The sequence below is a fragment of the Pseudomonas anatoliensis genome (genome assembly GCF_017976235.1).
Taxonomy (GTDB): Bacteria; Pseudomonadota; Gammaproteobacteria; order Pseudomonadales; family Pseudomonadaceae; genus Aquipseudomonas; species Aquipseudomonas anatoliensis.
This window is the reverse complement of record NZ_JACVHC010000003.1, coordinates 435747-458443: the sequence shown is the minus strand read 5'-3', so window position 1 is coordinate 458443 and position 22697 is coordinate 435747. Positions and strand designations below refer to the sequence as shown.

Here is a 22697-nt window from a genome sequence, read left to right as displayed (position 1 = left end):
ATGAACGCGCAGCCTAACCCTTCGGACACATTCATGAAAGTGTCCAAATGTGTCTCGACGTGAACAATTCCTACACAGACAATGGAATGCGGCTACATGTCACGGGGTACGCATAACTGTCATCTGTTCGTCATAATGGCCGTCTATAACTGTCACGCTCGCCCGTTTGCGCGGGCTCAGGAGTCCGCCGTGAGCTTTACCCCCGCCAATCGTCTGTTCCCTGCAACCCGCCTGCGTCGCAACCGTCGTGATGATTTTTCGCGTCGGCTGGTGCGGGAAAATGTGCTGACGGTCGATGATCTGATCCTGCCGGTGTTCGTGCTCGACGGTGAAAACCGCCGCGAAGCCGTGGCGTCGATGCCGGGTGTTGAGCGGCTGACGATTGATCTGCTGCTTGAAGAAGCTGGCAAATGGGTCGAGCTGGGGATTCCGGCGTTGGCCCTGTTCCCGGTGACGCCACCGGAACTGAAATCTCTCGACGCTGCGCAAGCCTGGAACCCGCAGGGCATTGCCCAGCGCGCAACCCGCGCTCTGCGCGAGCGCTTCCCGGAGCTGGGCGTAATCACCGACGTCGCCCTCGATCCGTTCACCACCCACGGTCAGGACGGCATCCTCGACGAAGACGGCTATGTGCAGAACGACATCACTGTCGATGCGCTGGTCAGGCAAGCACTGTCCCATGCCGAAGCCGGCGCGCAGGTTGTTGCGCCATCGGACATGATGGACGGGCGCATCCAGGCGATTCGTGAAGCGCTGGAAATTGCCGGCCACGTCAACGTACGCATCATGGCCTACTCGGCCAAGTACGCCAGCGCCTATTACGGCCCGTTCCGCGATGCCGTGGGTTCGGCCGCGAACCTCGGCAAGGCGAACAAGGTCTCCTATCAGATGGACCCGGCCAACAGCGACGAAGCGCTGCACGAAGTCGGTGCGGACTTGTCTGAAGGCGCGGACATGGTCATGGTCAAACCAGGCATGCCATACCTGGACATTCTTTTCCGGGTAAAAGATGCCTTCAAGGTGCCGACGTTCGTCTATCAGGTCAGTGGCGAATACGCCATGCACATGGCGGCGATCCAGAATGGCTGGTTGAGCGAAGCGGTGATTCTCGAATCACTGACCGCCTTTAAACGTGCCGGCGCTGATGGCATCCTGACTTACTTTGCTGTCCGCGCCGCTCAATTGTTACGAGAGCAGAAATAGCCCTCCCAGGAACATTCCATGAATACCGAAGGACTCACTGAAGTTGCCGTAAAAGAAGCTCAGCCGGTGGTCGAACAAATCACCGAAACCCCGCCGGAACTGGAGCCAGCGCCACCCGCGCCGGTCACCGAAACCGCTGCGGCGGTGCCGGCGATCGCCATTCCCGGCCTGGATGACAGCAGCCTGTACATCCACCGTGAGCTCTCGCAATTGCAGTTCAATATCCGCGTGCTGGAACAGGCGCTGGACGAGTCCTATCCGTTGCTCGAGCGGCTGAAGTTCCTGCTGATCTTCTCGAGCAACCTCGACGAATTCTTCGAAATTCGCGTCGCCGGTCTCAAGAAGCAAATCACCTTTGCCCGCGAACAGGCTGGTGCCGATGGCTTGCAGCCGCATCAAGCCTTGGCCCGTATCAGCGAATTGGTGCACGGCCATGTCGATCGCCAATACGCGATTCTCAACGACATTCTTTTGCCCGAGCTTGAAAAGCATCAGGTCCGTTTCATCCGTCGCCGTAACTGGACGACCAAGATCAAGACCTGGGTGCGCCGTTATTTCCGCGACGAGATCGCGCCGATCATCACCCCGATCGGCCTCGACCCGACGCACCCGTTCCCGTTGCTGGTGAACAAGAGCCTGAACTTCATCGTCGAGCTGGAAGGCATCGACGCCTTCGGTCGCGATTCCGGTCTGGCGATCATCCCGGCGCCGCGTCTGCTGCCACGGATTATCAAAGTGCCGGAAGAAGTTGGCGGCGCTGGCGACAACTATGTGTTCCTGTCGTCGATGATCCACGCTCACGCCGATGACCTGTTCCAGGGCATGAAGGTCAAGGGCTGCTACCAGTTCCGTCTGACCCGAAACGCTGACCTGGCGCTCGATTCCGAAGACGTCGAAGACTTGGCCCGTGCGCTGCGTGGCGAGCTGTTCTCCCGTCGTTACGGTGATGCGGTGCGTCTTGAGGTTGCCGACACCTGCCCGAAACTGCTTTCGGATTACCTGCTCAAGCAGTTCAACCTGAGCGAGAACGAGCTGTATCAGGTCAACGGCCCGGTCAACCTGACGCGCCTGTTCAGCATCACCGGTCTGGACAGCCATCCGGAGCTGCAATACACGCCGTTCACCCCGCAGATCCCGAAACTGCTGCAGAACAGCGAGAACATTTTCAGTGTGGTCAGCAAGCAGGACATCCTGCTGCTGCACCCATTCGAGTCGTTCACCCCGGTGGTCGACCTGCTGCGCCAAGCGGCGAAAGATCCGCACGTTCTGGCCGTGCGCCAGACCCTGTACCGCTCCGGCGCCAACTCGGAAATCGTCGATGCGCTGGTGGACGCCGCGCGTAACGGCAAGGAAGTGACTGCGGTCATCGAGCTGCGCGCACGCTTCGACGAAGAGTCCAACCTGCAACTGGCCAGCCGTCTGCAAACGGCCGGTGCGGTGGTGATCTATGGCGTGGTCGGCTTCAAGACCCACGCCAAAATGATGTTGATCCTGCGTCGTGAGCAGGGCGAGATTGTGCGTTACGCGCATTTGGGTACCGGTAACTACCACGCCGGCAACGCCAAGCTCTACACCGACTACAGCTTGCTGACCTCTGACGACGCCTTGTGCGAAGACGTCGGCAAACTGTTCAGCCAGTTGATCGGCATGGGCAAGACGCTGCGCATGAAGAAGCTGCTGCACGCGCCGTTCACCCTGAAAAAGGGCATGCTCGACATGATTGCCCGCGAGACCCAGTTCGCCCTCGAAGGCAAACCGGCGCACATCATTGCCAAGTTCAACTCGCTGACCGATCCGAAGATCATCCGCGCGCTGTACAAGGCCAGCCAGTCCGGTGTGCGCATCGATCTGGTGGTGCGTGGCATGTGCTGCCTGCGTCCGGGCATTACCGGGGTTTCGCACAATATTCACGTGCGCTCGATCATCGGTCGCTTCCTGGAACACACCCGAGTGTTCTACTTCCTCAATGGCGGCGAGGAGCAGATGTTCCTCTCCAGCGCCGACTGGATGGAGCGCAACCTCGACAAGCGCGTCGAGACTTGCTTCCCGGTGGAGGGCAAGAAGCTGCTGACCCGGGTCAAGAAAGAGCTGGAGCTGTACCTGACCGACAACACCCACAGCTGGAGCCTGCAGTCGGATGGCCGCTACATTCGCAACACACCAACCGGCAACCAGAACCCGCGCAGTGCGCAGGCAACGTTGCTGGAGCGGTTGGGTAGCCCGATTTTGCCGGTGAGCAGCTGACTTTCAGCCAAATAAAAAGGCGATCCCACGGGATCGCCTTTTTTGTAGCCAAAATCCCCTGTAGGAGCTGTCGAGTGAAACGAGGCTGCGATCTTTTGATCTTAAAAACAAGATCAAAAGATCGCAGCCTGCGGCAGCTCCTACAGGGGGGATTTGCGGTATGTCAGTGGACGGTGAGGACGATGCCAACCCGCGTCAGCCAATCGGCTTCGAGGCCGAAATCCGCCTGAGTCAGCTGATTCTCATCCAGCCAGTCCTGCGGAAATTCCACATCAAGGTTATTGCCGTTGGCATGCAGCACCACCTGCGGCATCGTCTGCGTGCCACGGATGTGGTGAAACAGGATCGCAAAGCGCAGCAGCACGCAGAGGCGGATCAGCTTGTCGCCGTCCTGACCAAAATCGGCAAACTTGTCCTTGGGGATATTGCGGCGATGGCCGCGCACCAAAAGGGCTAGCATCTGCTGGTCTTCGCGGGAGAACCCGGCCAGATCAGAGTGTTCGATCAGATAGGCGCCGTGCTTGTGATAGTGGTAGTGAGCGATGTCGAGGCCGACTTCGTGCACTTTCGCTGCCCAGCCCAGCAGTTCGCGCCAGATGCCGTCATCCAGCTGCCAGTCCACGGCAACCTGATCGAAGGCGTGCAGGGCTTTGCGTTCGACCCGCGCCGCTTGTTCGACATCGACGTGATAACGCTCCATCAACGAAGTCAGGGTGCGTTCGCGCACGTCTTCGTGATGATGACGGCCGAGCAGGTCGTAAAGCACGCCTTCACGCAGCGCGCCTTCGCAGTGATCCATGCGTTGCAATTCGAGGGCGTCGAAGATCGCTTCGAGAATTGCCAGACCTGCCGGGAAAATCGCCCGACGGTCGGGTTTGATGCCGTCGAAATCGATTTTGTCGACATCGCCCAGCTTGAACAGTCGGCGTTTGAGCCAGGCCAAACCTTCGGCATTCACTTCGCCGGTGCCGTGCCCGCCGGCCTTCAGCGCCAGGCCAATGGCGCGAATGGTGCCCGAGGAGCCGATGGCTTCATCCCAGGTCAGGCGGTGCAGGGCGTGTTCGATGCTCATGATCTCCAGCCGTGCCGCGGTGTACGCCTGGGCGTAACGGGCCGGGGTGATCTTGCCGTCCTTGAAGTAGCGCTGGGTGAAGCTGACGCAGCCCATTTGCAGGCTTTCGCGCAGCAACGGCTCGAAGCGCTGGCCAATGATGAATTCGGTACTGCCGCCGCCAATGTCGGCGACCAGACGCTTGCCCGGGGTGTCGGCGAGGGTGTGCGACACGCCCAGGTAAATCAGGCGCGCCTCTTCACGGCCGGAGATGACTTCCACCGGGTGACCGAGGATTTCTTCGGCGCGGCGGATGAATTCGCCACGGTTGCGCGCTTCACGCAGGGCGTTGGTGCCGACGATGCGCACGGCGCCCAGCGGCATACCGTTGATCAGTTGGGCAAAGCGCTTGAGGCAATCGAGGCCACGTTGCATCGATTCTTCGTTGAGCTGGCGCTGATCGTCGATGCCGGCGGCCAGCTGCACTTTCTCGCCGAGGCGCTCGAGAATGCGTATTTCGCCATTCTGGGCCTTGGCCACGACCATGTGAAAGCTGTTCGAGCCCAGGTCGATTGCGGCGATCAGGGACAGATTCTTGGCTTTGGATTGCGGCATGATCAGGGGGTCTCGGTCGATAACCCCGACATCGTGCCACGATCAACGGCTGACGCCAACGCGCACGGTTCAAACCCTTGATCTGACACGGGAGTGCGGGTGACCGCTGCGCGGTCAATCGCGGGCAAGCCCGCTCCCACAGGTTTTTGCGTCGAATGCACAATCCTGTTCCTACATAGAACCCTGTGGGAGCGGGCTTGCCCGCGATGAGGCCTTAAAAGCCCCTGCATCTCTTTTTCAGGCCACCGCTTCAACCGTCCCAATGAAATTCGCCAGCTCCGCCGTCTGCGGATTGGCGAACAGCACTTTCGGATCCCCGACCTCATGCACCTTGCCATGGTGCATGAACACCAGTTTGTCGCCGACCTCACGGGCAAAGCGCATCTCGTGGGTGACCATGATCAGCGTCATGCCTTCTTTGGCCAGTTGCCGAACCACGGCGAGCACTTCGTTGACCAGCTCCGGGTCCAGCGCCGAAGTGATCTCGTCACACAACAGCACTTTCGGCGACATCGCCAACGCCCTGGCAATCGCCACGCGTTGCTGTTGCCCGCCGGACAGCCGATCCGGGAAGGCATCAAATTTTTCGCCCAGACCGACGCGCTCCAGCATCTCGCGTGCCAGCTCGACAGCCTTGGCCTTCGGCACTTTCTGCACCACTTGCGGCGCGAGCATCACGTTTTCGCCAACGGTCAGGTGCGGGAACAGGTTGAACTGCTGGAACACCATGCCGACTTTCTGCCGCAAGCTGCGCAGGTCGGCGCGGGCGGCGTCGAGGTATTCGCCATCGACTTCAATCACGCCGTCATTGATCGACTCCAGGCCGTTAAGTGTACGCAGCAAGGTCGATTTGCCCGAGCCGCTGCGGCCGATGATCGCCACCACCTGGCCTTCCTCGACGCTGAGGTCGATGCCTTTGAGGACGTGGTGATCGCCGTAGTATTTATGCAGGGCGGAAATTCTAAGCAGAGGCATGCAGTCTCCTTTCCAGGTAGCGCGCACTGAGGGACAAGGGGTAGCAGAGCAGGAAATAGCCGAGGGCAACGAGGCCGTAGACCATGAACGGTTCGAACGTGGCGTTGGCGAGCATGCCGCCGGTCTTGGTCAGTTCGGTGAAGCCGATGATCGAGGTCACTGCGGTGCCTTTGACCACTTGCACCGAGAAACCCACGGTCGGCGCCACGGCAATGCGCAGCGCTTGCGGCAGGATCACGTAGCGCAATTGCTCCAGCGGATTGAGCGCCAGGCTCGATGAGGCTTCCCATTGGCCATTAGGGATCGCCTCGACGCAACCGCGCCAGATCTCCGCCAGATAGGCGCTGGTGAACAAGGTCAGGGCCACTGCTGCCGCCATCCACGGCGAAATCTCGATCCCGGCCAGCGCCACGCCGAAGAACACCAGAAACAGTTGCATCAACAGCGGTGTGCCCTGGAACAGCTCGATCCAGGTGCGGGCAAAACTGCTCGAAAAGGTATTTTTCGAGATGCGCATGATCAGGATCAGCAGCCCGACGATGCCGCCGCCAATAAATGCCACCAGCGACAATGCCAGCGTCCATTGCAGACCGGTGAGCAGGTTGCGCAGGATGTCCCAGAACGTGAAGTCGCTCATTGGCTGCTCCTGGAAATGTAGCGACGGCCGAGCCAATTGAGCAATTGGCGGATCAGCAGCGCCATGCACAGATAGATCAGCGTGGTCAGCGCGTAGGTTTCAAATGCGCGGAAGTTGCGCGACTGAATGAAGTTGGCGGCAAAGCTCAGCTCCTCGGTGGCGATTTGCGAACACACCGCCGAGCCGAGCATGACGATGATGATCTGGCTGCTCAGGGCCGGCCAGACCTTGCCCAGCGCCGGCAGCAGCACCACGTGGCGGAACGCTTCGAAGCGCGTCATCGCCAGTGCCGCTGCGGCTTCCAGTTGCCCACGCGGGATCGCCTGAATGCCGGCGCGGATGATCTCGGTCGAATACGCCCCGAGGTTGATCACCATCGCCAGCACGGCTGCTTGCCATTCGGAAATTTGCACACCGAGGGACGGCAGGCCGAAGAAGATGAAAAACAACTGCACCAGAAACGGCGTGTTGCGGATCAACTCGACATAGACGCCGAAAATCGCCGAGAACGGGCGGATGTTCCACGCCCGCACCAGCGCCCCGACAATGCCCACGCTCACCCCAAGTAGTGCGCCGATGGCCGTCAGCTCAAGGGTGAACAGCGCGCCGCGCAGCAGCAGGTCGGTGTTTTCCACCACCGGCATGAAATCGAACTGATAAGCCATGAGGTTCTCCCGCGCAGTCGATCAGAGATCGGCCGGCAGCGGCTCTTTCAGCCAGGTCTGCGAGTTCTTTTCCAGCGCGCCGTCAGTCTTGGCGGTGTTGAGGATGTCGTTGACCTTGGCCAACAGCGCCGCTTCGTTCTTGTTCACGCCAACGTAGACCGGCGAGTCCTTGAGTTTCACTTTCAGCGCCGGCACGCGTTTCGGGTTCTTTTCGCTGATCGCGACCATTACCACGTTACCGCTGGCGATCAGGTCGACCTGGCCTGCGAGGTAGGCGGCGATGGTCGAGTTGTTGTCTTCGAAGCGCTTGATGGTCACGCCTTCAGGGGCGACTTTGCTCAGTTCGATGTCTTCGATGGCGCCACGGGTGACGCTGATGGTTTTGCCCTTGAGGTCGTCGAGGTTGGTGATCGCTGCGTCGGGTGGGCCGAACACGGCGAGGTAGAACGGTGCGTAGGCACGAGAGAAGTCGATGACTTTCTCGCGTTCCGGGTTCTTGCCCAGGCTGGATATCACCAGATCAACCTTGCCGGTGGTCAGAAAGGGGATGCGGTTGGTGCTGTTGACCGGGGTGAGTTCGAGTTTGACCTTGAGCTGATCGGCCAGCAGTTTCGCCGTGTCGATGTCCAGGCCGCGGGGTTTCATGTCCGGGCCGACCGAGCCGAACGGCGGGAAGTCCTGCGGCACGGCGACTTTGAGCGTGCCGCGTTTGACCACGTCGTCGAGACCGTCGGCGTGAGCGGGCGCCTGGCACAACATCAGGCCGGCAAACAGGGAAGCGAGGAGGGCGCTGTAACGCAGGGTCATGGACAATCTCCGGATCGGCGGGAAGTATTTTCTGCGATCGGACAGAGCATGGGCCGTGCCAATACGCAGCTTTCGTCCCGGCACGCCGCAGTTTCAGCGGGTTTGCTCGGTCTTACTGGTCTGAACAGTCAGGTTGTTTTTCGCACTGCGATAGCGCATCGGCCACGTTTGCCGAACCCCGCTGGAGCACGACTTGCCGGACTCGGCGAATAGCTTTACAACTAGCCGCACATTGGCCTGGCACGTCTGAAAACCATGAACTCGATCTCCCGCGCCGTACCCGAAGTGGCGCTGCAAGCGATCCGCAAACTGATCACCGAACAGGGCTTCGGACCTGGCGATGCCTTGCCGTCGCAACGTGATCTGGCGCTGCAACTGGGCGTCAGCCGGGCGTCGTTGCGTGAGGCGCTGTCATCGTTGAGTGCGCTGGGTCTGGTCAGCATTCAGCCCGGCAAGGGTGTGTTCGTGCAGTCGCCGGTGGAGTTGTCGCGTGGGGAGAGTGCCGGGAGCTGGCCATTCGCGGCGCAGGCCTCGCCGCTGGATATCTTTCAATTACGCTATGCGCTTGAAGGCTTTGCGGCGGGGCTGGCGGCGGTGACGTTGAGCACATTTGATCTGGATGCACTGGAAGACAATGTCGCCGCCATGCGCGAGCAATTGCGATGCGGCGACTTCGAAGCCGCGGCGAAGCTGGATTTCGAATTTCACCGACGAATCCTGCTGGCCAGCGGTAATCAGGCAATGCTGAGCATCCTTACCGCCAGCGCCGAGATCTTTCTGGAGAGCCAGAAACTACCGTTCATCCGTGCCGAACGCGCCATGGAAACCTGGCAGGAACACCGCAAGATCCTTCGCGCGCTGGCCCGCCGTGCCTCGGGTGCAGCGCAAAAAGCCATGCAGGAGCACGTGCGCAACGCCGCCCTGCGCACCGGAATCGCCTTCATTGCTCCCGCCAGCGCCTGACTTGAGCTATACCCAAACTCATGAGGCACCATAGCAAGACTCAATCATCTGCGGCTTCCTGAACCGGAGCGGGGCGGATATGATGGGCCACGTTTTTTTGCTTACAACCTGGAGAATTCCATGAGCAGCGATCTTATCAAACACGTTAGCGACGCTAGCTTCGAAGCCGACGTACTCAAGGCCGAAGGCGCTGTACTGGTCGACTACTGGGCTGAATGGTGCGGCCCTTGCAAAATGATCGCTCCGGTTCTGGACGAAATTGCCGAGACTTACAAAGGCAAGCTGACCGTTGCCAAACTGAACATCGACGAGAACCAGGAAACCCCCGCCAAGCACGGCGTGCGTGGTATCCCGACACTGATGCTGTTCAAGAACGGCAACGTTGAAGCGACTAAAGTCGGCGCCCTGTCGAAGTCGCAACTGGCTGCTTTCCTCGACGCCAACATCTAAGCGTCGCAGTAAAGTGCCTGAAAAAAAGCCCCGCAATTAGCGGGGCTTTTTGCGTATTCAGGGCTAGACGCTCCGAAACTCAGGTGGTACATTCGGCCCCGCACTGGTTTCTCCATTGCCCCCTGCTAGCCGTCGCCGACGCACTCCTTTTCGAATAAGTACGCGATCCTGTCGCCTTCTCTGCGGCGCGGCCTCATTAAGCCAAAAGCTTAATTTCCCCCCCTCCATAAATGATTACGTCATTCCTATATGAATCTGACTGAACTCAAGCAAAAGCCGATTACCGACCTGCTCCAACTGGCCGAAGAAATGGGCATAGAAAATATGGCCCGTTCGCGCAAGCAGGACGTGATTTTCTCCCTGCTGAAAAAGCACGCTAAAAGCGGCGAGGAAATCTCCGGTGATGGCGTGCTGGAGATTCTCCAGGACGGCTTCGGCTTCCTGCGCTCCGCTGACGCTTCCTACCTCGCCGGCCCAGACGATATCTATGTCTCGCCGAGCCAGATCCGCCGCTTCAACTTGCGCACCGGTGACACCATCGTTGGCAAGATTCGCCCTCCGAAGGAAGGCGAGCGGTATTTCGCTCTGCTCAAGGTCGACACGATCAACTTCGATCGCCCGGAGAACGCGAAAAACAAGATTCTCTTCGAGAACCTGACCCCGCTGTTCCCGACCGTGCGCATGAAGATGGAAGCCGGCAACGGTTCCACCGAAGACTTGACCGGTCGTGTGATCGACCTGTGCGCTCCGATCGGCAAAGGCCAGCGCGGTCTGATCGTTGCACCGCCCAAAGCCGGTAAAACGATCATGCTGCAAAACATCGCAGCGAACATCGCCCGTAACAACCCTGAAGTTCACCTGATCGTATTGCTGATCGACGAACGTCCGGAAGAAGTAACCGAAATGCAGCGCACCGTGCGCGGCGAAGTGGTTGCCTCGACCTTCGACGAGCCGCCGACCCGTCACGTCCAGGTTGCCGAAATGGTGATCGAGAAGGCCAAGCGCCTGGTCGAACACAAGAAAGACGTGGTGATCCTGCTTGACTCCATCACCCGTCTGGCCCGTGCCTACAACACCGTGATCCCGAGCTCCGGCAAGGTATTGACCGGTGGTGTCGATGCTCACGCCCTCGAGAAGCCAAAGCGTTTCTTCGGTGCTGCGCGCAACATCGAAGAGGGCGGCTCGCTGACCATTATCGCCACCGCGCTGGTTGAAACCGGCTCGAAGATGGACGAAGTGATCTACGAAGAGTTCAAGGGTACCGGCAACATGGAACTGCCTCTGGATCGCAAGATCGCCGAGAAGCGTGTGTTCCCTGCGATCAACATCAACCGTTCCGGCACCCGCCGCGAAGAGTTGCTGACCGCCGACGACGAACTGCAGCGTATGTGGATTCTGCGCAAGCTGCTGCATCCGATGGACGAAGTCGCAGCCATCGAGTTCTTGATCGACAAGCTGAAAACGACCAAGACCAACGACGAGTTCTTCTTGTCGATGAAGCGCAAGTAATACCAGCGCTGTTCAAAAGGACGCCCCGAAAGGGGCGTTTTTTTTTGCGCGAAATTATTTGTGTATGGATTGAAATGAACGCTGCTGATAACTTTCGCGCCTTCAGGGACTTTGTATCCAAAAGAAGAAAGGTTTTTCATGCATACGTTTGGCAATCGCCGTGATATCGACGGATTACGAGCACTGGCGGTCATTCCCGTCCTGTTGTTTCATTTCGGTTTCAATACATTCAGTGGCGGCTTTGTCGGCGTTGACGTCTTTTTCGTCATTTCCGGTTTCCTGATCACCACCATTCTGTTCCGTGAAATCAGTGCGCAGCGTTTCAGCTTCCTCGATTTTTGGGGCCGCCGAGCCCGTCGCATCCTGCCCGCCTTGACGGTGGTGGTCGTGGTAACGCTGGCGCTGGGTTGGCTGTTGCTGACGGCAAAAGACCTTTCCGAACTGGGACGCACGATTCGTTACCAGTCGTTGTTCATCTCCAACATCCTGTTCATGCGTGAAGACGGCTACTTTGCGCCGGCGTCGGAGCTCAAACCGCTGCTGCATACCTGGTCGCTGGCGGTGGAAGAGCAGTACTACATCTTCTTCCCGCTGATGATGGTGTTGCTGATGCGCTATGTCCGGCACTGGCGCTGGATGCTGTTCGCCGTGCTGCTGGTGTCGTTCGGTCTGAACATCGTCTATATCGAGCGCAGGCCCGAATTCGCGTTCTTCTCGCTGCCGACCCGCGCTTGGGAATTGCTCTGCGGCGCCATGCTGGCGGTGGTGCCTGCGCCGAAGCAAGCCCCAAGCGCATGGCTTCGGCAGTCTGTCGGCCTGGCCGGATTGGCTGCGGTACTGGTGGCGATTTTCACCTTTGACCGGTCCACGGTGTTCCCGGGCTGGGCAGCATTGCTCCCGGTATTGGGCACGACGGCGCTGATCTGGTCGGGTGCGCAGGGCGCGACGTGGACCAGCCGGCTGTTGAGTCTGCAAGCCCTGGTGTGGATCGGCCTGCTGTCCTATTCGCTTTATCTCTGGCATTGGCCGGTCTATGTGTATGCCAATGCGATCTCGATCGACGGCATCCAGCCTCTGGAGGCGCTGGGCTGGATGGCCCTGGCGCTGGGCCTGGCATGGCTGAGCCTGCGCTATGTCGAACTGCCGTTTCGGGAAAAGCGGATTTTCGCCAGCCGTAACTCGGTGTTGGTCGGCGGTCTGGTATCGATCACCGTTCTGGCGATCACCGGCTCGGCCATTCGCTCGGCAGACGGTGTTCCCCAGCGTCTGAGCGGCAAGGCGCTGGAGTACGCGCAATCCCGGGAGTGGAACGCCGGGCAGTCGAAATGCATGCACTTGAGCACAGACAAGGCGCTGACCAAGTCCTGTCTGGTGGGCGGAGATCCGGAGAGTGGCGCCACAAAACTGTTCTGGGGCGACAGCCACGCCGCCGCATTGTTGCCGGCCATCGAAGGCAACACCGGTCGTAATGTCCAGCCGGCGTGGCTGTACAGCTTGACGGGTTGCCCGCCGATTATCGAAGACAGGCTGCGCCAGCAGTGCAAAGACTTCAATAAGCGCAACATGGAGCGCGTCATCAGTCTGGGGATCAAGGACGTGGTGCTGGCAGCAAACTGGAGCCTGTACGTTTATGGTCGCGAGGATGGCGACGGCGACAGGCAGTTCCTGCTTGATCGCAAAGACAACCCGCGCCAGGCAGAGCAGCGCATGGCCGCCGGCATCAAGGCACAAGTGGCCGAGCTGCGCCAGGCAGGCGCGCAAGTCTGGTTGTTCAAGGAAGTGCCGTTGCAACACAAGAGCTTCATCGACCGCTTGACCAGTCTGGCGCGAATCGGCCGCTCGGCAGAGGGCCTCGGTCGCCCGCTGCAGGAACACTTGGCTCGTCAGCAGTTTTTCACGTCACTGTTCAGCTCGATGAGCGCCGCCGATTCGGGCGTGCATGTCATCGACCCGACGCCGCTGATGTGCAAGGACGGGCTGTGTGCCATCGATGTCGATGGTCACTCCCAGTACAAGGATGCGGATCATCTTTCGGACGTGGGCAGCGCCAGACTGAGCCCGTTGTTTGCACCGCTACTGCTGGGTACGAGCCACAATTGAGCGATGCCGGGCGCTGACGGGCTGCTGTTTGCCCGTCAGAGCAGGTAGGATGTACGCCTATTTTGAGGGTGCCATCGTCAATGAAATTCAAGGATCTTCGGGATTTCGTGCAGCAGCTTGAGCAGCGCGGAGAGTTGAAACGCATCCAGATTCCCGTCTCGCCGGTGCTGGAGATGACTGAGGTGTGCGACCGCACGCTGCGGGCCAAAGGCCCGGCGCTGCTGTTCGAGAAGCCGACGGGCTACGACATCCCGGTGCTCGGCAACCTGTTCGGCACCCCCGAGCGGGTGGCCATGGGCATGGGCGCCGAGTCGGTCAGCGAACTGCGCGAGATCGGCAAGCTGCTGGCTTTCCTCAAGGAGCCGGAACCGCCGAAGGGCTTGAAAGACGCGTGGTCGAAACTGCCGATCTTCCGCAAGATCATTGCCATGGCACCGAAAGTCGTCAAAGACGCGGTGTGCCAGGAAGTGGTCATCGAAGGCGATGACGTTGACCTCGCCATGCTGCCGGTGCAGACCTGCTGGCCCGGCGACGTCGGCCCGCTGATCACCTGGGGTCTGACCGTCACCAAAGGCCCGAACAAGGATCGTCAGAACCTCGGTATCTACCGTCAGCAAGTGATCGGCCGCAACAAAGTCATCATGCGCTGGCTCAGCCACCGTGGCGGCGCTCTGGATTTTCGCGAGTGGTGCGAGAAGCATCCAGGCCAGCCGTTCCCGGTATCCGTGGCCCTTGGCGCCGATCCGGCGACTATCCTCGGCGCCGTGACGCCAGTGCCGGACAGCCTCTCCGAGTACGCTTTCGCCGGTCTCTTGCGCGGCAACCGCACCGAACTGGTCAAGTGCCGTGGCAACGACCTGCAAGTGCCGGCCACTGCCGAAATCATCCTCGAAGGCGTGATTCATCCGGGCGAAATGGCCGATGAAGGCCCGTACGGCGACCACACCGGTTATTACAACGAAGTGGACAGCTTCCCGGTGTTCACCGTCGAGCGCATCACCCACCGGATCAAACCGATCTACCACAGCACTTACACCGGCCGTCCGCCGGATGAGCCGGCGATTCTCGGCGTGGCCCTGAACGAAGTGTTCGTGCCGATCCTGCAGAAGCAGTTTCCGGAAATCACCGACTTCTACCTGCCGCCGGAAGGCTGCTCGTACCGTATGGCCATCGTGACCATGAAGAAGTCGTATCCGGGCCACGCCAAGCGCGTGATGCTGGGTGTCTGGTCGTTTTTGCGACAGTTCATGTACACCAAGTTCGTTATTGTCTGTGACGACGACATCAACGCCCGCGATTGGAACGACGTGATCTGGGCCATCACCACGCGCATGGACCCCAAGCGCGACACGGTGATGATCGATAACACGCCGATCGACTACCTCGACTTCGCCTCGCCGGTCTCCGGCCTGGGGTCGAAAATGGGCCTCGATGCCACACACAAGTGGCCGGGCGAAACCACTCGCGAGTGGGGCCGCGTGATCGTCAAGGACGACGCCGTCACCCAGCGGATCGATGCCATCTGGAATCAGTTAGGAATAGATTGATGCGTGTAACCCTGCAGCCCTCCGGAGCGGTACTTGAGATACGGCCCGGTGAGCGGATTCTCGATGGTGCGCGGCGCCTGGGCTTCGACTGCCCGCAAAGCTGCCGCAATGGCAACTGCCACGTGTGTGCGGCGTTGCTGGTGGAAGGCCGGGTTGAGCAGGCCGGCACGGTGCGCGACCACGGCGAGTTCTACACTTGCATAGCCGAGCCGCTGGAAGACTGCATCGTGCTGTGGGATGGCGTGCTCGCGCTGGGAGAACTGCCTGTGCGCAGCCTTTCGTGTCAGGTCATCGAATGCCGGGACGTCGGCGGCGACACCTGGCGTGTGCGTCTGCGCGCGCCGGCCGGCAAGCCACCGCGCTATCACGCCGGGCAATATTTGATGATCGAGCGCGAGAGCGGCGAGAAGTCAGCGTTCTCCATGGCCTCGGCACCGCACGGTGGGCGCGACCTGGAAATCCACGTGCTGGCGCGCGAAGCCAGTGCGTTGAGCCTGATCGAACAGCTGCAACGCAACGCGATGGTGCGCGTCGAACTGCCATTCGGTGACACTCACCTCGCCGAGCTGCCGGACGGGCCGCTGGTGCTGGTTGCCGCTGGCACTGGTATGGGCCAGATCCACAGCCTGATCGAACATTGCCGCGCCAACGGCTTCAAACACCCGGTGCATCTGTACTGGGGCGTGCGCCGTCCGGAAGATTTCTATGAGATCGAACATTGGGACGAATGGCTGAAGCTGCCCAATCTGTTCCTGCACAAAGTCGTCAGCGACCAATGTGGCTGGGAAGGCCGCTGCGGGATGCTGCACGAGGCGGTCTGTGAAGACTTTCCTGATCTGAAGCCACTGCACGTCTACGCCAGCGGCTCGCCGGCCATGGTCTACGGCACGCTGGACGCGCTGGTCGAAGCCGGAATGGACGCCCATCAAATGCGCGCAGATGTGTTCGCGTATGCCCCGCGTGGCTAGATCGTTATAACTCTCTATATAACCTAGCGGTATTTATCTAAATAGGTAAATACCGCTAGGTTATATATCAATCAGGCAATCTTTTAAGAAGTGTGCCATGGCACCTAAATTGCCTTAAAACATATGTGCCTTATTGTTACAGCGGTGCGTTCTATTAAGTAATTCTTCACCCGCGGGGAGCTGAACGCTATTCGCCATGAGTGCCATTGAAAACGCTTTTCTGAACCTGGCTTACCCTCCGCGGCTCGATCTTGGGCCGCAGCTGACGCACGAACAACTTCTCGCTTCCATGCAATCGACCATGGCGCGCCACAAGGGCGGGCCGGTGTGGCTGTTCGCTTACGGTTCGCTGATCTGGCGGCCGGAATGCAATTCGGCGCAGCGCATGCGCGGTCGCGTGCATGGCTACCATCGTGGCTTGTACCTGTGGTCCCACGAACATCGCGGCACGCCGGAAATGCCGGGGCTGGTGTTCGGTCTGGATCGTGGCGGTTCGTGCAGTGGATTTGCTTATCGCTTGCCCGAAGATGATCTGGACAGTGCGCTGTATGCGCTGTGGAAGCGCGAAATGCCGTTCCCGTCCTATCGGCCACACTGGCTCAACTGCCGGCTCGAAGATGGCAGTCAGGTTCAGGCGTTAGGATTTGTTTTGGAGCGACACCTGCCCAGCTATGCCGGCAACTTGCCGGATCACGTGCTGAGCCAGGTGTTCGCAAGCGCTTGCGGGCGTTACGGCACCACTCGCGATTATGTCGAGCAGACCGCCCACGCCCTGCGTAGCCACGCCATGCCAGACCGAAATCTGGAGGCGCGGCTCAAGCGTTGTAAATCACAGGTTGATCAAGCGACCGCTTCGCGGCTCTGACTGGCGACTTGCTTGTGCCATAGCGTCGGGGCCAGGAAGGCCATCGCCAGCAGGCACGCGCTCACCAGCAGGACAAAACCGCCGTCCCAGCCAAAGTGGTCGACGGTGTAGCCCATCGCCGCACTGGCCGCGACCGAACCACCCAGATAACCGAACAGACCGGTGAAACCCGCAGCGGTACCCGCGGCTTTCTTCGGCGCCAGTTCCAGCGCCTGCAGGCCGATCAGCATCACCGGGCCGTAGATCAGGAAGCCGATGGAGAACAGCGCGATCATGTCCACGGTCGGGTTGCCGGCCGGGTTCAGCCAGTAAACCAGGGTCGCGACGGTTACCAATGCCATGAACACCATGCCGGTCAGGCCACGGTTGCCACGGAAGATCTTGTCCGACATCCAGCCGCACAGCAGCGTGCCTGGAATCCCCGCCCATTCGTAGAAGAAGTAGGCCCACGAGGTTTTATCCACGGTGAAACCCTTGGCTTCCTTGAGGTAGGTCGGCGCCCAGTCCAGTACGCCGTAGCGCAGCAGGTAGACGAAGACGTTGGCCATGGCGATGTACCAGAGCATTTTGTTGCGCAGCACGTATTTGACGAAGATTTCCTTGGCGCTGAATTCGTCTTCGTGGCTGGCGTCGTAGCCTTCCGGGTAGTCGTTCTTGTACTGCTCGATTGGCGGCAGGCCAACCGATTGCGGGGTGTCGCGCATGGTCATGAAGGCGAAAACCGCCACGGCCAGAGCCACCGCCGCCGGCACATAGAACGCCGCGTGCCAGTCGTTGAACAGGCCCATGCCGAGCAGGAATAGCGGGCCGATCAGGCCGCCGCCGACGTTGTGCGCCACGTTCCACACCGAGACCACGCCGCCGCGTTCCTTCTGCGACCACCAGTGCACCATGGTTCGTCCGCTCGGCGGCCAGCCCATGCCCTGCGCCCAGCCGTTGATGAACAACAGAATGAACATCATGGTCACGCTGGACGTCGCCCACGGTGCGAAACCGAACACGAACATCACCCCAGCCGATACCAGCAGGCCGAAAGGCAAGAAGAAACGTGGGTTGGAGCGGTCGGACACCAGGCCCATGAGAAACTTGGACAGGCCATAGGCAATGGCGATGGCCGACATCGCCAGACCCAGATCGCCACGGCTGTAGCCCTCGTCGATCAGATACGGCATGGCCAGGGAGAAGTTTTTGCGCAGCAGGTAATAACCCGCGTAGCCAATGAAAATGCCAGCGAAGATCTGCCAACGCAGGCGTCGGTAGGTGCTGTCTATTGTTTCTTCAGGCAATGGAGCCTGATGTGCGGCAGGACGAAAGAAAGCAAACATTCAAGAGCTCCAGATTTCTTGTTTTGACTGCGGATGCGAATGTTACAGTTTCGTTACCGAAAATAGCACCGGTTCGCATCCACCAAACAGCGGAAATGTTGGAGATCGAGTGTTCCTTTATGAACATGTCGCTCAGGTATAAATGGCGGTCGTATAGGAGATGCCGGATTGCGCGGGGGGCAATCCGGCTTTGATGCTGTTCAGCGAACTTGCACGACGACTTTTCCGACAGCCTTGCGCTGCCCCAGATCATTGATCGCTTGCGCCGCATTGCTCAGCGGATAGACCTGCGACACCAGCGGTTTCAGCTTGCCCTCGGCAAACCAGCCAAACAGTTGCTGGAAGTTCGCCGCGTTGTCCTGCGGTTGGCGCTGGGCGAAGGAGCCCCAGAACACGCCGAGTACCGCCGCACCCTTGAGCAGGGCGAGGTTGACCGGCAGTTCGGGAATGCGTCCGCTGGCGAAACCGACGACCAGCAAACGGCCGTTCCAGGCGATGGCGCGGATGGCTTGGTCGAAGAGGTCGCCGCCGACCGGGTCGTAGATCACGTCGGCACCCTGGCCGTCGGTGAGGCGTTTGATTTCTTCCTTGAGGCTGGTTTCGCTGTAGTTGATCAGTTCATCGGCGCCGGCAGCCTTGGCCACGGCGAGTTTTTCCGCGCTGCTGGCCGCGGCGATGACCCGCGCGCCCATGGCTTTACCGATTTCCACGGCTGCCAGGCCAACACCGCCGGAAGCACCCAGCACCAGCAGGGTTTCGCCGGGCTGAAGGTTGGCGCGTTGCTTGAGGGCGTGCATTGAGGTGCCGTAGGTCATGCTGAATGCAGCGGCGATGTTGAAGTCCATCGACGGCGGAATCGGCAGCACGTTGTAACCCGGCACCGCGACCTGCTCGGCGAAGCTGCCCCAGCCTGTTAGGGCCATGACCCGGTCGCCGACTTTCAGATGACTGACCTTTTCGCCGACAGCGCTGACTACGCCCGCCGCTTCACCGCCCGGCGAAAACGGGAAGGGCGGCTTGAATTGGTATTTGCCCTCGATGATCAGCGTGTCCGGGAAGTTGACCCCGGCGGCGTGCACGTCCAGCAGGATTTCGTTCTTCTTGGCGACAGGACTGGCGACGTCTTCCAGCACCAGCGATTCGGCAGGGCCGAAGGCTTTGCACAGCACGGCTTTCATCAGGGCTATTCCTTTGGGAGTGATGGCCGATAAGTGTAGGTGTGTCAGTCAACGGGTCAACGAGCATGCCCGGCCCTGATAGTCAGCCATAAGCTTGTGCTTGCGCGGCGGGTCGTTATGCTAGGCCGCAAACCGGATAAGGAGCGAATTGTGAAAGCGTGGATCATGTTGTTGCTGGCCCTGTCTCTGCCTGTGGCAGCGCTGGCCGAAGAAGCCAAAGAAGGCGAGGCGCCGAAGGTCAATTACATCACCCTGAGTCCGCCATTCGTGGGCAACTACGGGCTCGATGGCACGCCGAAACTGAAGGTGTTTAAAGCCGATGTGGCGCTGCGCGTGACCGGCGAAGAGTCGACCAAACTGGTCAAGGCCAACGAACCGTTGATTCGCAATCAGCTGGTGGCGCTGTTCACCCAGCAGACGACTGAGGCGATGGGCAGCATCGAGGGCAAGGAAAAGTTGCGTCAGGAAGCGTTGAAACAGACGCAGCAAGTAATGAATGACGAGACCGGCAAGCCGGTGGTTGAGGATCTGTTGTTCAACAACCTGATCATTCAGTAAGACAGATTTAGAAACTCAAAAGATCGCAGCCTTCGGCAGCTCCTACATTGGAATGCACTTTCCTGTAGGAGCTGGCGAAGGCTGCGATCTTTTTTGTGGCCGTTACCGCAGCGCCAATACCGCCGCCCACTGCTCCGGCGTCACCGCCATCACCGACAGCCGCGACCCTTTCTGCACCAGCGGCATTTCGGCCAGCGCGGTCTGCTGCTTCAGATAATCGAGCTTCAACACCCGCGCGAACGTTTCGACGTGCTCGACATCGATTGCGCTCCAGGGGTTTTTTTCTGCTGTGGCCTTCGGATCGAAGTAATGACTTTCAGGGTCCAGCGCCGTCGGATCCGGATACGCCGCCTCGATTATTTTTCCGATCCCGGCAATTCCCGGCTCCGGGCAACTGGAATGGTAGAAAAAGAACTCATCCCCCACCGCCATCGCGCGCAGGAAGTTGCGCGCCTGATAGTTGCGAACTCCGTCCCAGCGCGCTTTGCCAAGTTTCTCCAGGCCTTTGATCGAGAGTTCGTCAGGTTCGGATTTCATCAGCCAATAGGCCATGGTTTTTGCTCCTGAAGCGTTCTTTGGGCAAGTTGTCGGGCAATTTTATGACAAACCGACAGTCGGTTGACGTCAGCGTTTGCGCGCAGGTTCTCGTTGTCGCAAAATGCCGGCCTTTAACGCTTGACGCTGCTGCACGGCCTACGAATGGAAACCGCTGCTGTCATCGTGATGATGTGCCTTGAGGGGGGCAATCGATGAAACGCAAACCGGATTTGCTTTGGGTTTTGGTTATTTTGTTTGGTTTGGGCGTTGTGACCACCGGTTACGCGCAAAGCCTGTGGGCCAACAAGGCCGACGCACCGATTGAAATCGCGCAACAGGTTCAACAGTCGACAGCTTTCAAGCGCTGAAACTGCCTTCCCGACGCCGCTGATCTACGCGGCGTCTAGTCTACGAAATACCACGCCTTGTCAGTGACCGTGCCTTGCAACGGTACATCCCAACTCGCCTGCGCCAGCCGTTCGACCTTCTGACATTCATGGGCCAGGCCCAATAATGTCGGCTTGCGCCAGTTCTTGCGCCGCGCCAGATACGCCAGGCTGCGATCATAGAAGCCACCGCCCATCCCCAGACGTCCGCCGACGTCGTCAAATCCCACCAGTGGCAACAACACCAGATCCAGTGTCCAGATCTTGCGCTGGCGAGCCAGATTGGCGCGCGGCTCTAGGATGCGGAAACGGTTGGGTTTGAGTTTTTCGCCGGGACGGATGCGCTGGAACACCATTTTGGTTCGCGGCCAGGCACTGAGCACCGGCAGGTACGTGGCCTTGCCCCGACGCTGTGCTTCACGCAGCAGCAGGCGCGGATCGATTTCACCGTCGGCGGGCAGGTACAGGGAAATGTGTTTTGCCCGGCGAAAGTGCGGGTCTTGCGCCAATTGCCGGAACAAACCTTTGGCGGCCTGGCGTTGTTCAGCGGCAGTCAGCGCGCGGCGCGCCTTGCGCAGCAGGCGGCGGAGTTGCGGGCGGGGCAGCAGCGCGGGTTCGGTCATGGTTCGGCTTCGGCAGGTTGGACGAAAACGTACGCATAAAAAATCCGATGTCGGCATTCACCGACATCGGATTCGAATCAGGCTCCCCGGATGAACCGCTGTCAACTTAGCCCTTGAACCCGAAAGTTCAAGGTGGAAGATGCAGTAGACTTTAAGGCTTTCCGTCTGGCGGACATGCACACCAGCCCAACGTGCAACTTCCAGGGTAGTGCGAATCGGCTCAGGGACATCGTCAACTGGCAAGCACCCCAGGGAGTGCCGCGAGTATACCTCAAGCGGTCTGGCGAATCAGCCCTTGCTGATGTCCGGATCGTCGGCCAGGACCAGATCGACACGATCGAGCAAGTCACGCACCTGCTCACGGGTCGAGCCGCTGGCTTGAATGTCCGGGCGCTCTTCTTTGTGCAAGAGATCGTGAGTGATGTTCAGTGCAGCCATCACAGCAATGCGGTCGGCACCGATGACTTTGCCGCTGCTGCGGATCTCGCGCATCTTGCCGTCCAGGTAGCGTGCGGCGCTCACCAGATTGCTGCGCTCTTCCTGCGGGCAAATGATCGAATATTCTTTATCGAGGATCTGCACGGTAACGCTATTGCTTGAACTCATGAGTCTTGCTCCAGGGCCTTGAGGCGCGAAATCATCGATTCGACCTTACGCCGGGCGATTTCGTTTTTTTCAATGAGGTGCGCGCGTTCCTCGCGCCAGGTCTTTTCCTGAGCTAGTAAGAGTGCGTTTTGACTCTTTAGTTGCTCGACTCGGCCAATCAGCAGTTCGAGTCTGGCCATCAGCGCTTGCAGGTCGTTGTCTTCCATTGGATTCACTGTCTGATGGGTTAGCTGGCGGACAGCCTTTAATAGTCTTGGCGAGTCTGTCGATGTAGGATACAAGGCCTCCATTCTAGACATAGCGCCGTCTGGCGCCTAGCTGCCCATGACCATTGCGAATTCCCCGTACCAAGCTTTTGCCACCCTGCTGACTTCCAGCGGCCACAACGTCTCGCCTGCCGAACTGCACGGCTTGCTGCTCGGGCGTAGTTGCGCCGGTGCCGGCTTTAATGCCGACGAGTGGCTGATCGATGCCGCCGAGCTGCTCGAAAGCGAGCCACAGGACAACATCCGCAACGCCCTGATCGGCCTGCAAGAGATGGTCAAGGGTGAGCTGACCGGCGACGACGTCACTGTCGTCCTGCTGCTGCCGACCGATGACGCGCCACTGGCTGAGCGTGCCGCCGCACTGGGCGAATGGTGCCAGGGCTTCCTCAGCGGTTTCGGCCTGAACTGCCGCGACAGCAGCATGCTCAGCACTGAAGCCACCGAAGTGCTGCAGGATCTGGCCGCCATTTCCCAGGTGCAAGATGCCCTGGAAGAATCCGAAGACGGCGAGACCGACTACATGGAAGTCATGGAGTACCTGCGCGTTGCGCCGCTGCTGCTGTTCACGGAAACCAAAAAAGCCGACGTGCCGCCAGCCGCCAAGCCGTCGCTGCATTAA

The 22697-nt window shown here is 59.7% G+C and carries 23 protein-coding genes and 1 other RNA gene; 12 read left to right on the top strand and 12 right to left on the bottom strand.

All coding sequences use genetic code 11. From position 1 onward, the window contains the following. The first annotated feature begins 189 nt into the window (after positions 1–189). Together hemB and ppk1 are read left to right on the top strand one after the other, a co-directional pair. A complete protein-coding gene (hemB, locus tag ICA16_RS11610; protein ID WP_210700652.1) occupies positions 190–1203 on the top strand; it encodes a porphobilinogen synthase in 1014 nt (337 codons plus the stop codon). A gap of 18 nt (positions 1204–1221) precedes the next feature. Then, positions 1222–3447: a polyphosphate kinase 1 gene (gene ppk1 / locus ICA16_RS11605; protein ID WP_210700651.1), complete on the top strand. Its 2226-nt coding sequence runs from the start codon at positions 1222–1224 to the stop codon at positions 3445–3447. A 163-nt stretch (positions 3448–3610) separates the two neighbouring features. Here ppk1 and ppx read toward each other — a convergent pair whose 3' ends face one another. The 5 genes from ppx to ICA16_RS11580 form a co-directional block, all read right to left on the bottom strand. After that, entirely contained in the window at positions 3611–5113 is a 1503-nt protein-coding gene (ppx, locus tag ICA16_RS11600; RefSeq protein WP_150616820.1) for an exopolyphosphatase, read from the bottom strand. A 237-nt stretch (positions 5114–5350) separates the two neighbouring features. Next, positions 5351–6088 carry an amino acid ABC transporter ATP-binding protein gene (locus tag ICA16_RS11595; RefSeq protein ID WP_150604774.1) on the bottom strand — a complete coding sequence of 246 codons (738 nt, stop codon included), beginning with the start codon at positions 6086–6088 and terminating at the stop codon, positions 5351–5353. Next, positions 6075–6725: an amino acid ABC transporter permease gene (locus ICA16_RS11590; protein WP_210553405.1), complete on the bottom strand. Its 651-nt coding sequence runs from the start codon at positions 6723–6725 to the stop codon at positions 6075–6077. The genes ICA16_RS11595 and ICA16_RS11590 overlap by 14 nt, the downstream gene beginning before the upstream one ends. Next, entirely contained in the window at positions 6722–7390 is a 669-nt protein-coding gene (locus tag ICA16_RS11585) for an amino acid ABC transporter permease (RefSeq protein ID WP_047304094.1), read from the bottom strand. Before ICA16_RS11585 ends, ICA16_RS11590 begins: the two co-directional genes overlap by 4 nt. Before the next feature lie 21 nt (positions 7391–7411). After that, positions 7412–8197, bottom strand: a complete 786-nt coding sequence (locus ICA16_RS11580) for a transporter substrate-binding domain-containing protein (RefSeq protein WP_210700650.1) — start codon at positions 8195–8197, stop codon at positions 7412–7414. A 255-nt stretch (positions 8198–8452) separates the two neighbouring features. Between ICA16_RS11580 and ICA16_RS11575 the strand changes: the two genes are divergently transcribed. The 7 genes from ICA16_RS11575 (at position 8453) to ICA16_RS11545 (ending at position 16599) form a co-directional block, all read left to right on the top strand. Beyond that, on the top strand, positions 8453–9160 hold the full coding sequence (locus ICA16_RS11575; protein ID WP_150604771.1) for a FadR/GntR family transcriptional regulator: 708 nt from the start codon (positions 8453–8455) through the stop codon (positions 9158–9160). Positions 9161–9280: 120 nt separating this feature from the next. Beyond that, entirely contained in the window at positions 9281–9610 is a 330-nt protein-coding gene (gene trxA, locus ICA16_RS11570; RefSeq protein ID WP_003206727.1) for a thioredoxin TrxA, read from the top strand. A 249-nt stretch (positions 9611–9859) separates the two neighbouring features. Further along, a complete protein-coding gene (gene rho, locus ICA16_RS11565; RefSeq protein ID WP_150604770.1) occupies positions 9860–11119 on the top strand; it encodes a transcription termination factor Rho in 1260 nt (419 codons plus the stop codon). Positions 11120–11257: 138 nt separating this feature from the next. Then, entirely contained in the window at positions 11258–13219 is a 1962-nt protein-coding gene (locus ICA16_RS11560; protein ID WP_210700649.1) for an acyltransferase family protein, read from the top strand. Positions 13220–13299: 80 nt separating this feature from the next. Then, a complete protein-coding gene (ubiD, locus tag ICA16_RS11555) occupies positions 13300–14766 on the top strand; it encodes a 4-hydroxy-3-polyprenylbenzoate decarboxylase (RefSeq protein WP_150604768.1) in 1467 nt (488 codons plus the stop codon). Beyond that, entirely contained in the window at positions 14766–15734 is a 969-nt protein-coding gene (locus tag ICA16_RS11550) for a CDP-6-deoxy-delta-3,4-glucoseen reductase (RefSeq protein WP_150604767.1), read from the top strand. The genes ubiD and ICA16_RS11550 overlap by 1 nt, the downstream gene beginning before the upstream one ends. 196 nt (positions 15735–15930) lie before the next feature. Then, positions 15931–16599 carry a gamma-glutamylcyclotransferase gene (locus ICA16_RS11545; protein WP_042561674.1) on the top strand — a complete coding sequence of 223 codons (669 nt, stop codon included), beginning with the start codon at positions 15931–15933 and terminating at the stop codon, positions 16597–16599. Here the strand turns inward: ICA16_RS11545 and glpT are convergent. After that, complete coding sequence (gene glpT / locus ICA16_RS11540) at positions 16575–17924, bottom strand: glycerol-3-phosphate transporter (protein WP_150616815.1); 1350 nt, start codon at positions 17922–17924, stop codon at positions 16575–16577. The genes ICA16_RS11545 and glpT overlap by 25 nt on opposite strands. A 200-nt stretch (positions 17925–18124) precedes the next feature. Beyond that, entirely contained in the window at positions 18125–19102 is a 978-nt protein-coding gene (locus ICA16_RS11535; protein ID WP_210700648.1) for an NADPH:quinone oxidoreductase family protein, read from the bottom strand. Positions 19103–19252: 150 nt separating this feature from the next. Between ICA16_RS11535 and ICA16_RS11530 the strand changes: the two genes are divergently transcribed. Further along, the gene (locus tag ICA16_RS11530) at positions 19253–19660 is read left to right on the top strand and encodes a flagellar basal body-associated protein FliL (protein WP_191626493.1); all 408 of its coding nucleotides are present in this window, start codon (positions 19253–19255) and stop codon (positions 19658–19660) included. Between the two features lie 102 nt (positions 19661–19762). Here ICA16_RS11530 and ICA16_RS11525 read toward each other — a convergent pair whose 3' ends face one another. Beyond that, positions 19763–20212 carry an EVE domain-containing protein gene (locus tag ICA16_RS11525; protein ID WP_150616813.1) on the bottom strand — a complete coding sequence of 150 codons (450 nt, stop codon included), beginning with the start codon at positions 20210–20212 and terminating at the stop codon, positions 19763–19765. A 197-nt stretch (positions 20213–20409) separates the two neighbouring features. Here ICA16_RS11525 and ICA16_RS11520 point away from each other — a divergent pair, with 197 nt between their 5' ends. Continuing rightward, entirely contained in the window at positions 20410–20565 is a 156-nt protein-coding gene (locus ICA16_RS11520) for a hypothetical protein (RefSeq protein ID WP_164488117.1), read from the top strand. Between the two features lie 35 nt (positions 20566–20600). Here ICA16_RS11520 and ICA16_RS11515 read toward each other — a convergent pair whose 3' ends face one another. The 4 genes from ICA16_RS11515 to ICA16_RS11500 all read right to left on the bottom strand — a co-directional run bounded on the left by ICA16_RS11515 (position 20601) and on the right by ICA16_RS11500 (position 22018). Then, a complete protein-coding gene (locus ICA16_RS11515; RefSeq protein WP_150616812.1) occupies positions 20601–21206 on the bottom strand; it encodes a 5-formyltetrahydrofolate cyclo-ligase in 606 nt (201 codons plus the stop codon). A 79-nt stretch (positions 21207–21285) separates the two neighbouring features. Then, positions 21286–21464: non-coding RNA, 6S RNA (gene ssrS, locus ICA16_RS11510), on the bottom strand. Between the two features lie 30 nt (positions 21465–21494). Continuing rightward, positions 21495–21812 (bottom strand): cell division protein ZapA, encoded by a 318-nt coding sequence (locus ICA16_RS11505; protein ID WP_007967943.1) that lies wholly within the window; start codon positions 21810–21812, stop codon positions 21495–21497. Beyond that, a complete protein-coding gene (locus tag ICA16_RS11500) occupies positions 21809–22018 on the bottom strand; it encodes a TIGR02449 family protein (protein ID WP_016985919.1) in 210 nt (69 codons plus the stop codon). Before ICA16_RS11500 ends, ICA16_RS11505 begins: the two co-directional genes overlap by 4 nt. A gap of 118 nt (positions 22019–22136) precedes the next feature. Here ICA16_RS11500 and ICA16_RS11495 point away from each other — a divergent pair, with 118 nt between their 5' ends. Then, positions 22137–22697, top strand: a complete 561-nt coding sequence (locus tag ICA16_RS11495) for a YecA/YgfB family protein (RefSeq protein ID WP_042561664.1) — start codon at positions 22137–22139, stop codon at positions 22695–22697.

Coding starts and splice junctions, on each gene's coding strand:
- ICA16_RS11580 (WP_210700650.1), bottom strand. CDS start 8,197: ATGACCCTGCGTTACAGCGCCCTCCTCGCTTCCCTGTTTGCCGGCCTG.
- ICA16_RS11505 (WP_007967943.1), bottom strand. CDS start 21,812: ATGAGTTCAAGCAATAGCGTTACCGTGCAGATCCTCGATAAAGAATAT.
- ubiD (WP_150604768.1), top strand. CDS start 13,300: ATGAAATTCAAGGATCTTCGGGATTTCGTGCAGCAGCTTGAGCAGCGC.
- trxA (WP_003206727.1), top strand. CDS start 9,281: ATGAGCAGCGATCTTATCAAACACGTTAGCGACGCTAGCTTCGAAGCC.
- ICA16_RS11595 (WP_150604774.1), bottom strand. CDS start 6,088: ATGCCTCTGCTTAGAATTTCCGCCCTGCATAAATACTACGGCGATCAC.
- ICA16_RS11500 (WP_016985919.1), bottom strand. CDS start 22,018: ATGGAAGACAACGACCTGCAAGCGCTGATGGCCAGACTCGAACTGCTG.
- ICA16_RS11575 (WP_150604771.1), top strand. CDS start 8,453: ATGAACTCGATCTCCCGCGCCGTACCCGAAGTGGCGCTGCAAGCGATC.
- ICA16_RS11550 (WP_150604767.1), top strand. CDS start 14,766: ATGCGTGTAACCCTGCAGCCCTCCGGAGCGGTACTTGAGATACGGCCC.
- ICA16_RS11560 (WP_210700649.1), top strand. CDS start 11,258: ATGCATACGTTTGGCAATCGCCGTGATATCGACGGATTACGAGCACTG.
- rho (WP_150604770.1), top strand. CDS start 9,860: ATGAATCTGACTGAACTCAAGCAAAAGCCGATTACCGACCTGCTCCAA.
- ICA16_RS11545 (WP_042561674.1), top strand. CDS start 15,931: ATGAGTGCCATTGAAAACGCTTTTCTGAACCTGGCTTACCCTCCGCGG.
- ppx (WP_150616820.1), bottom strand. CDS start 5,113: ATGCCGCAATCCAAAGCCAAGAATCTGTCCCTGATCGCCGCAATCGAC.
- ICA16_RS11495 (WP_042561664.1), top strand. CDS start 22,137: ATGACCATTGCGAATTCCCCGTACCAAGCTTTTGCCACCCTGCTGACT.
- ICA16_RS11515 (WP_150616812.1), bottom strand. CDS start 21,206: ATGACCGAACCCGCGCTGCTGCCCCGCCCGCAACTCCGCCGCCTGCTG.
- glpT (WP_150616815.1), bottom strand. CDS start 17,924: ATGTTTGCTTTCTTTCGTCCTGCCGCACATCAGGCTCCATTGCCTGAA.
- ICA16_RS11525 (WP_150616813.1), bottom strand. CDS start 20,212: ATGGCCTATTGGCTGATGAAATCCGAACCTGACGAACTCTCGATCAAA.
- ICA16_RS11590 (WP_210553405.1), bottom strand. CDS start 6,725: ATGAGCGACTTCACGTTCTGGGACATCCTGCGCAACCTGCTCACCGGT.
- ppk1 (WP_210700651.1), top strand. CDS start 1,222: ATGAATACCGAAGGACTCACTGAAGTTGCCGTAAAAGAAGCTCAGCCG.
- ICA16_RS11520 (WP_164488117.1), top strand. CDS start 20,410: ATGAAACGCAAACCGGATTTGCTTTGGGTTTTGGTTATTTTGTTTGGT.
- ICA16_RS11585 (WP_047304094.1), bottom strand. CDS start 7,390: ATGGCTTATCAGTTCGATTTCATGCCGGTGGTGGAAAACACCGACCTG.
- ICA16_RS11535 (WP_210700648.1), bottom strand. CDS start 19,102: ATGAAAGCCGTGCTGTGCAAAGCCTTCGGCCCTGCCGAATCGCTGGTG.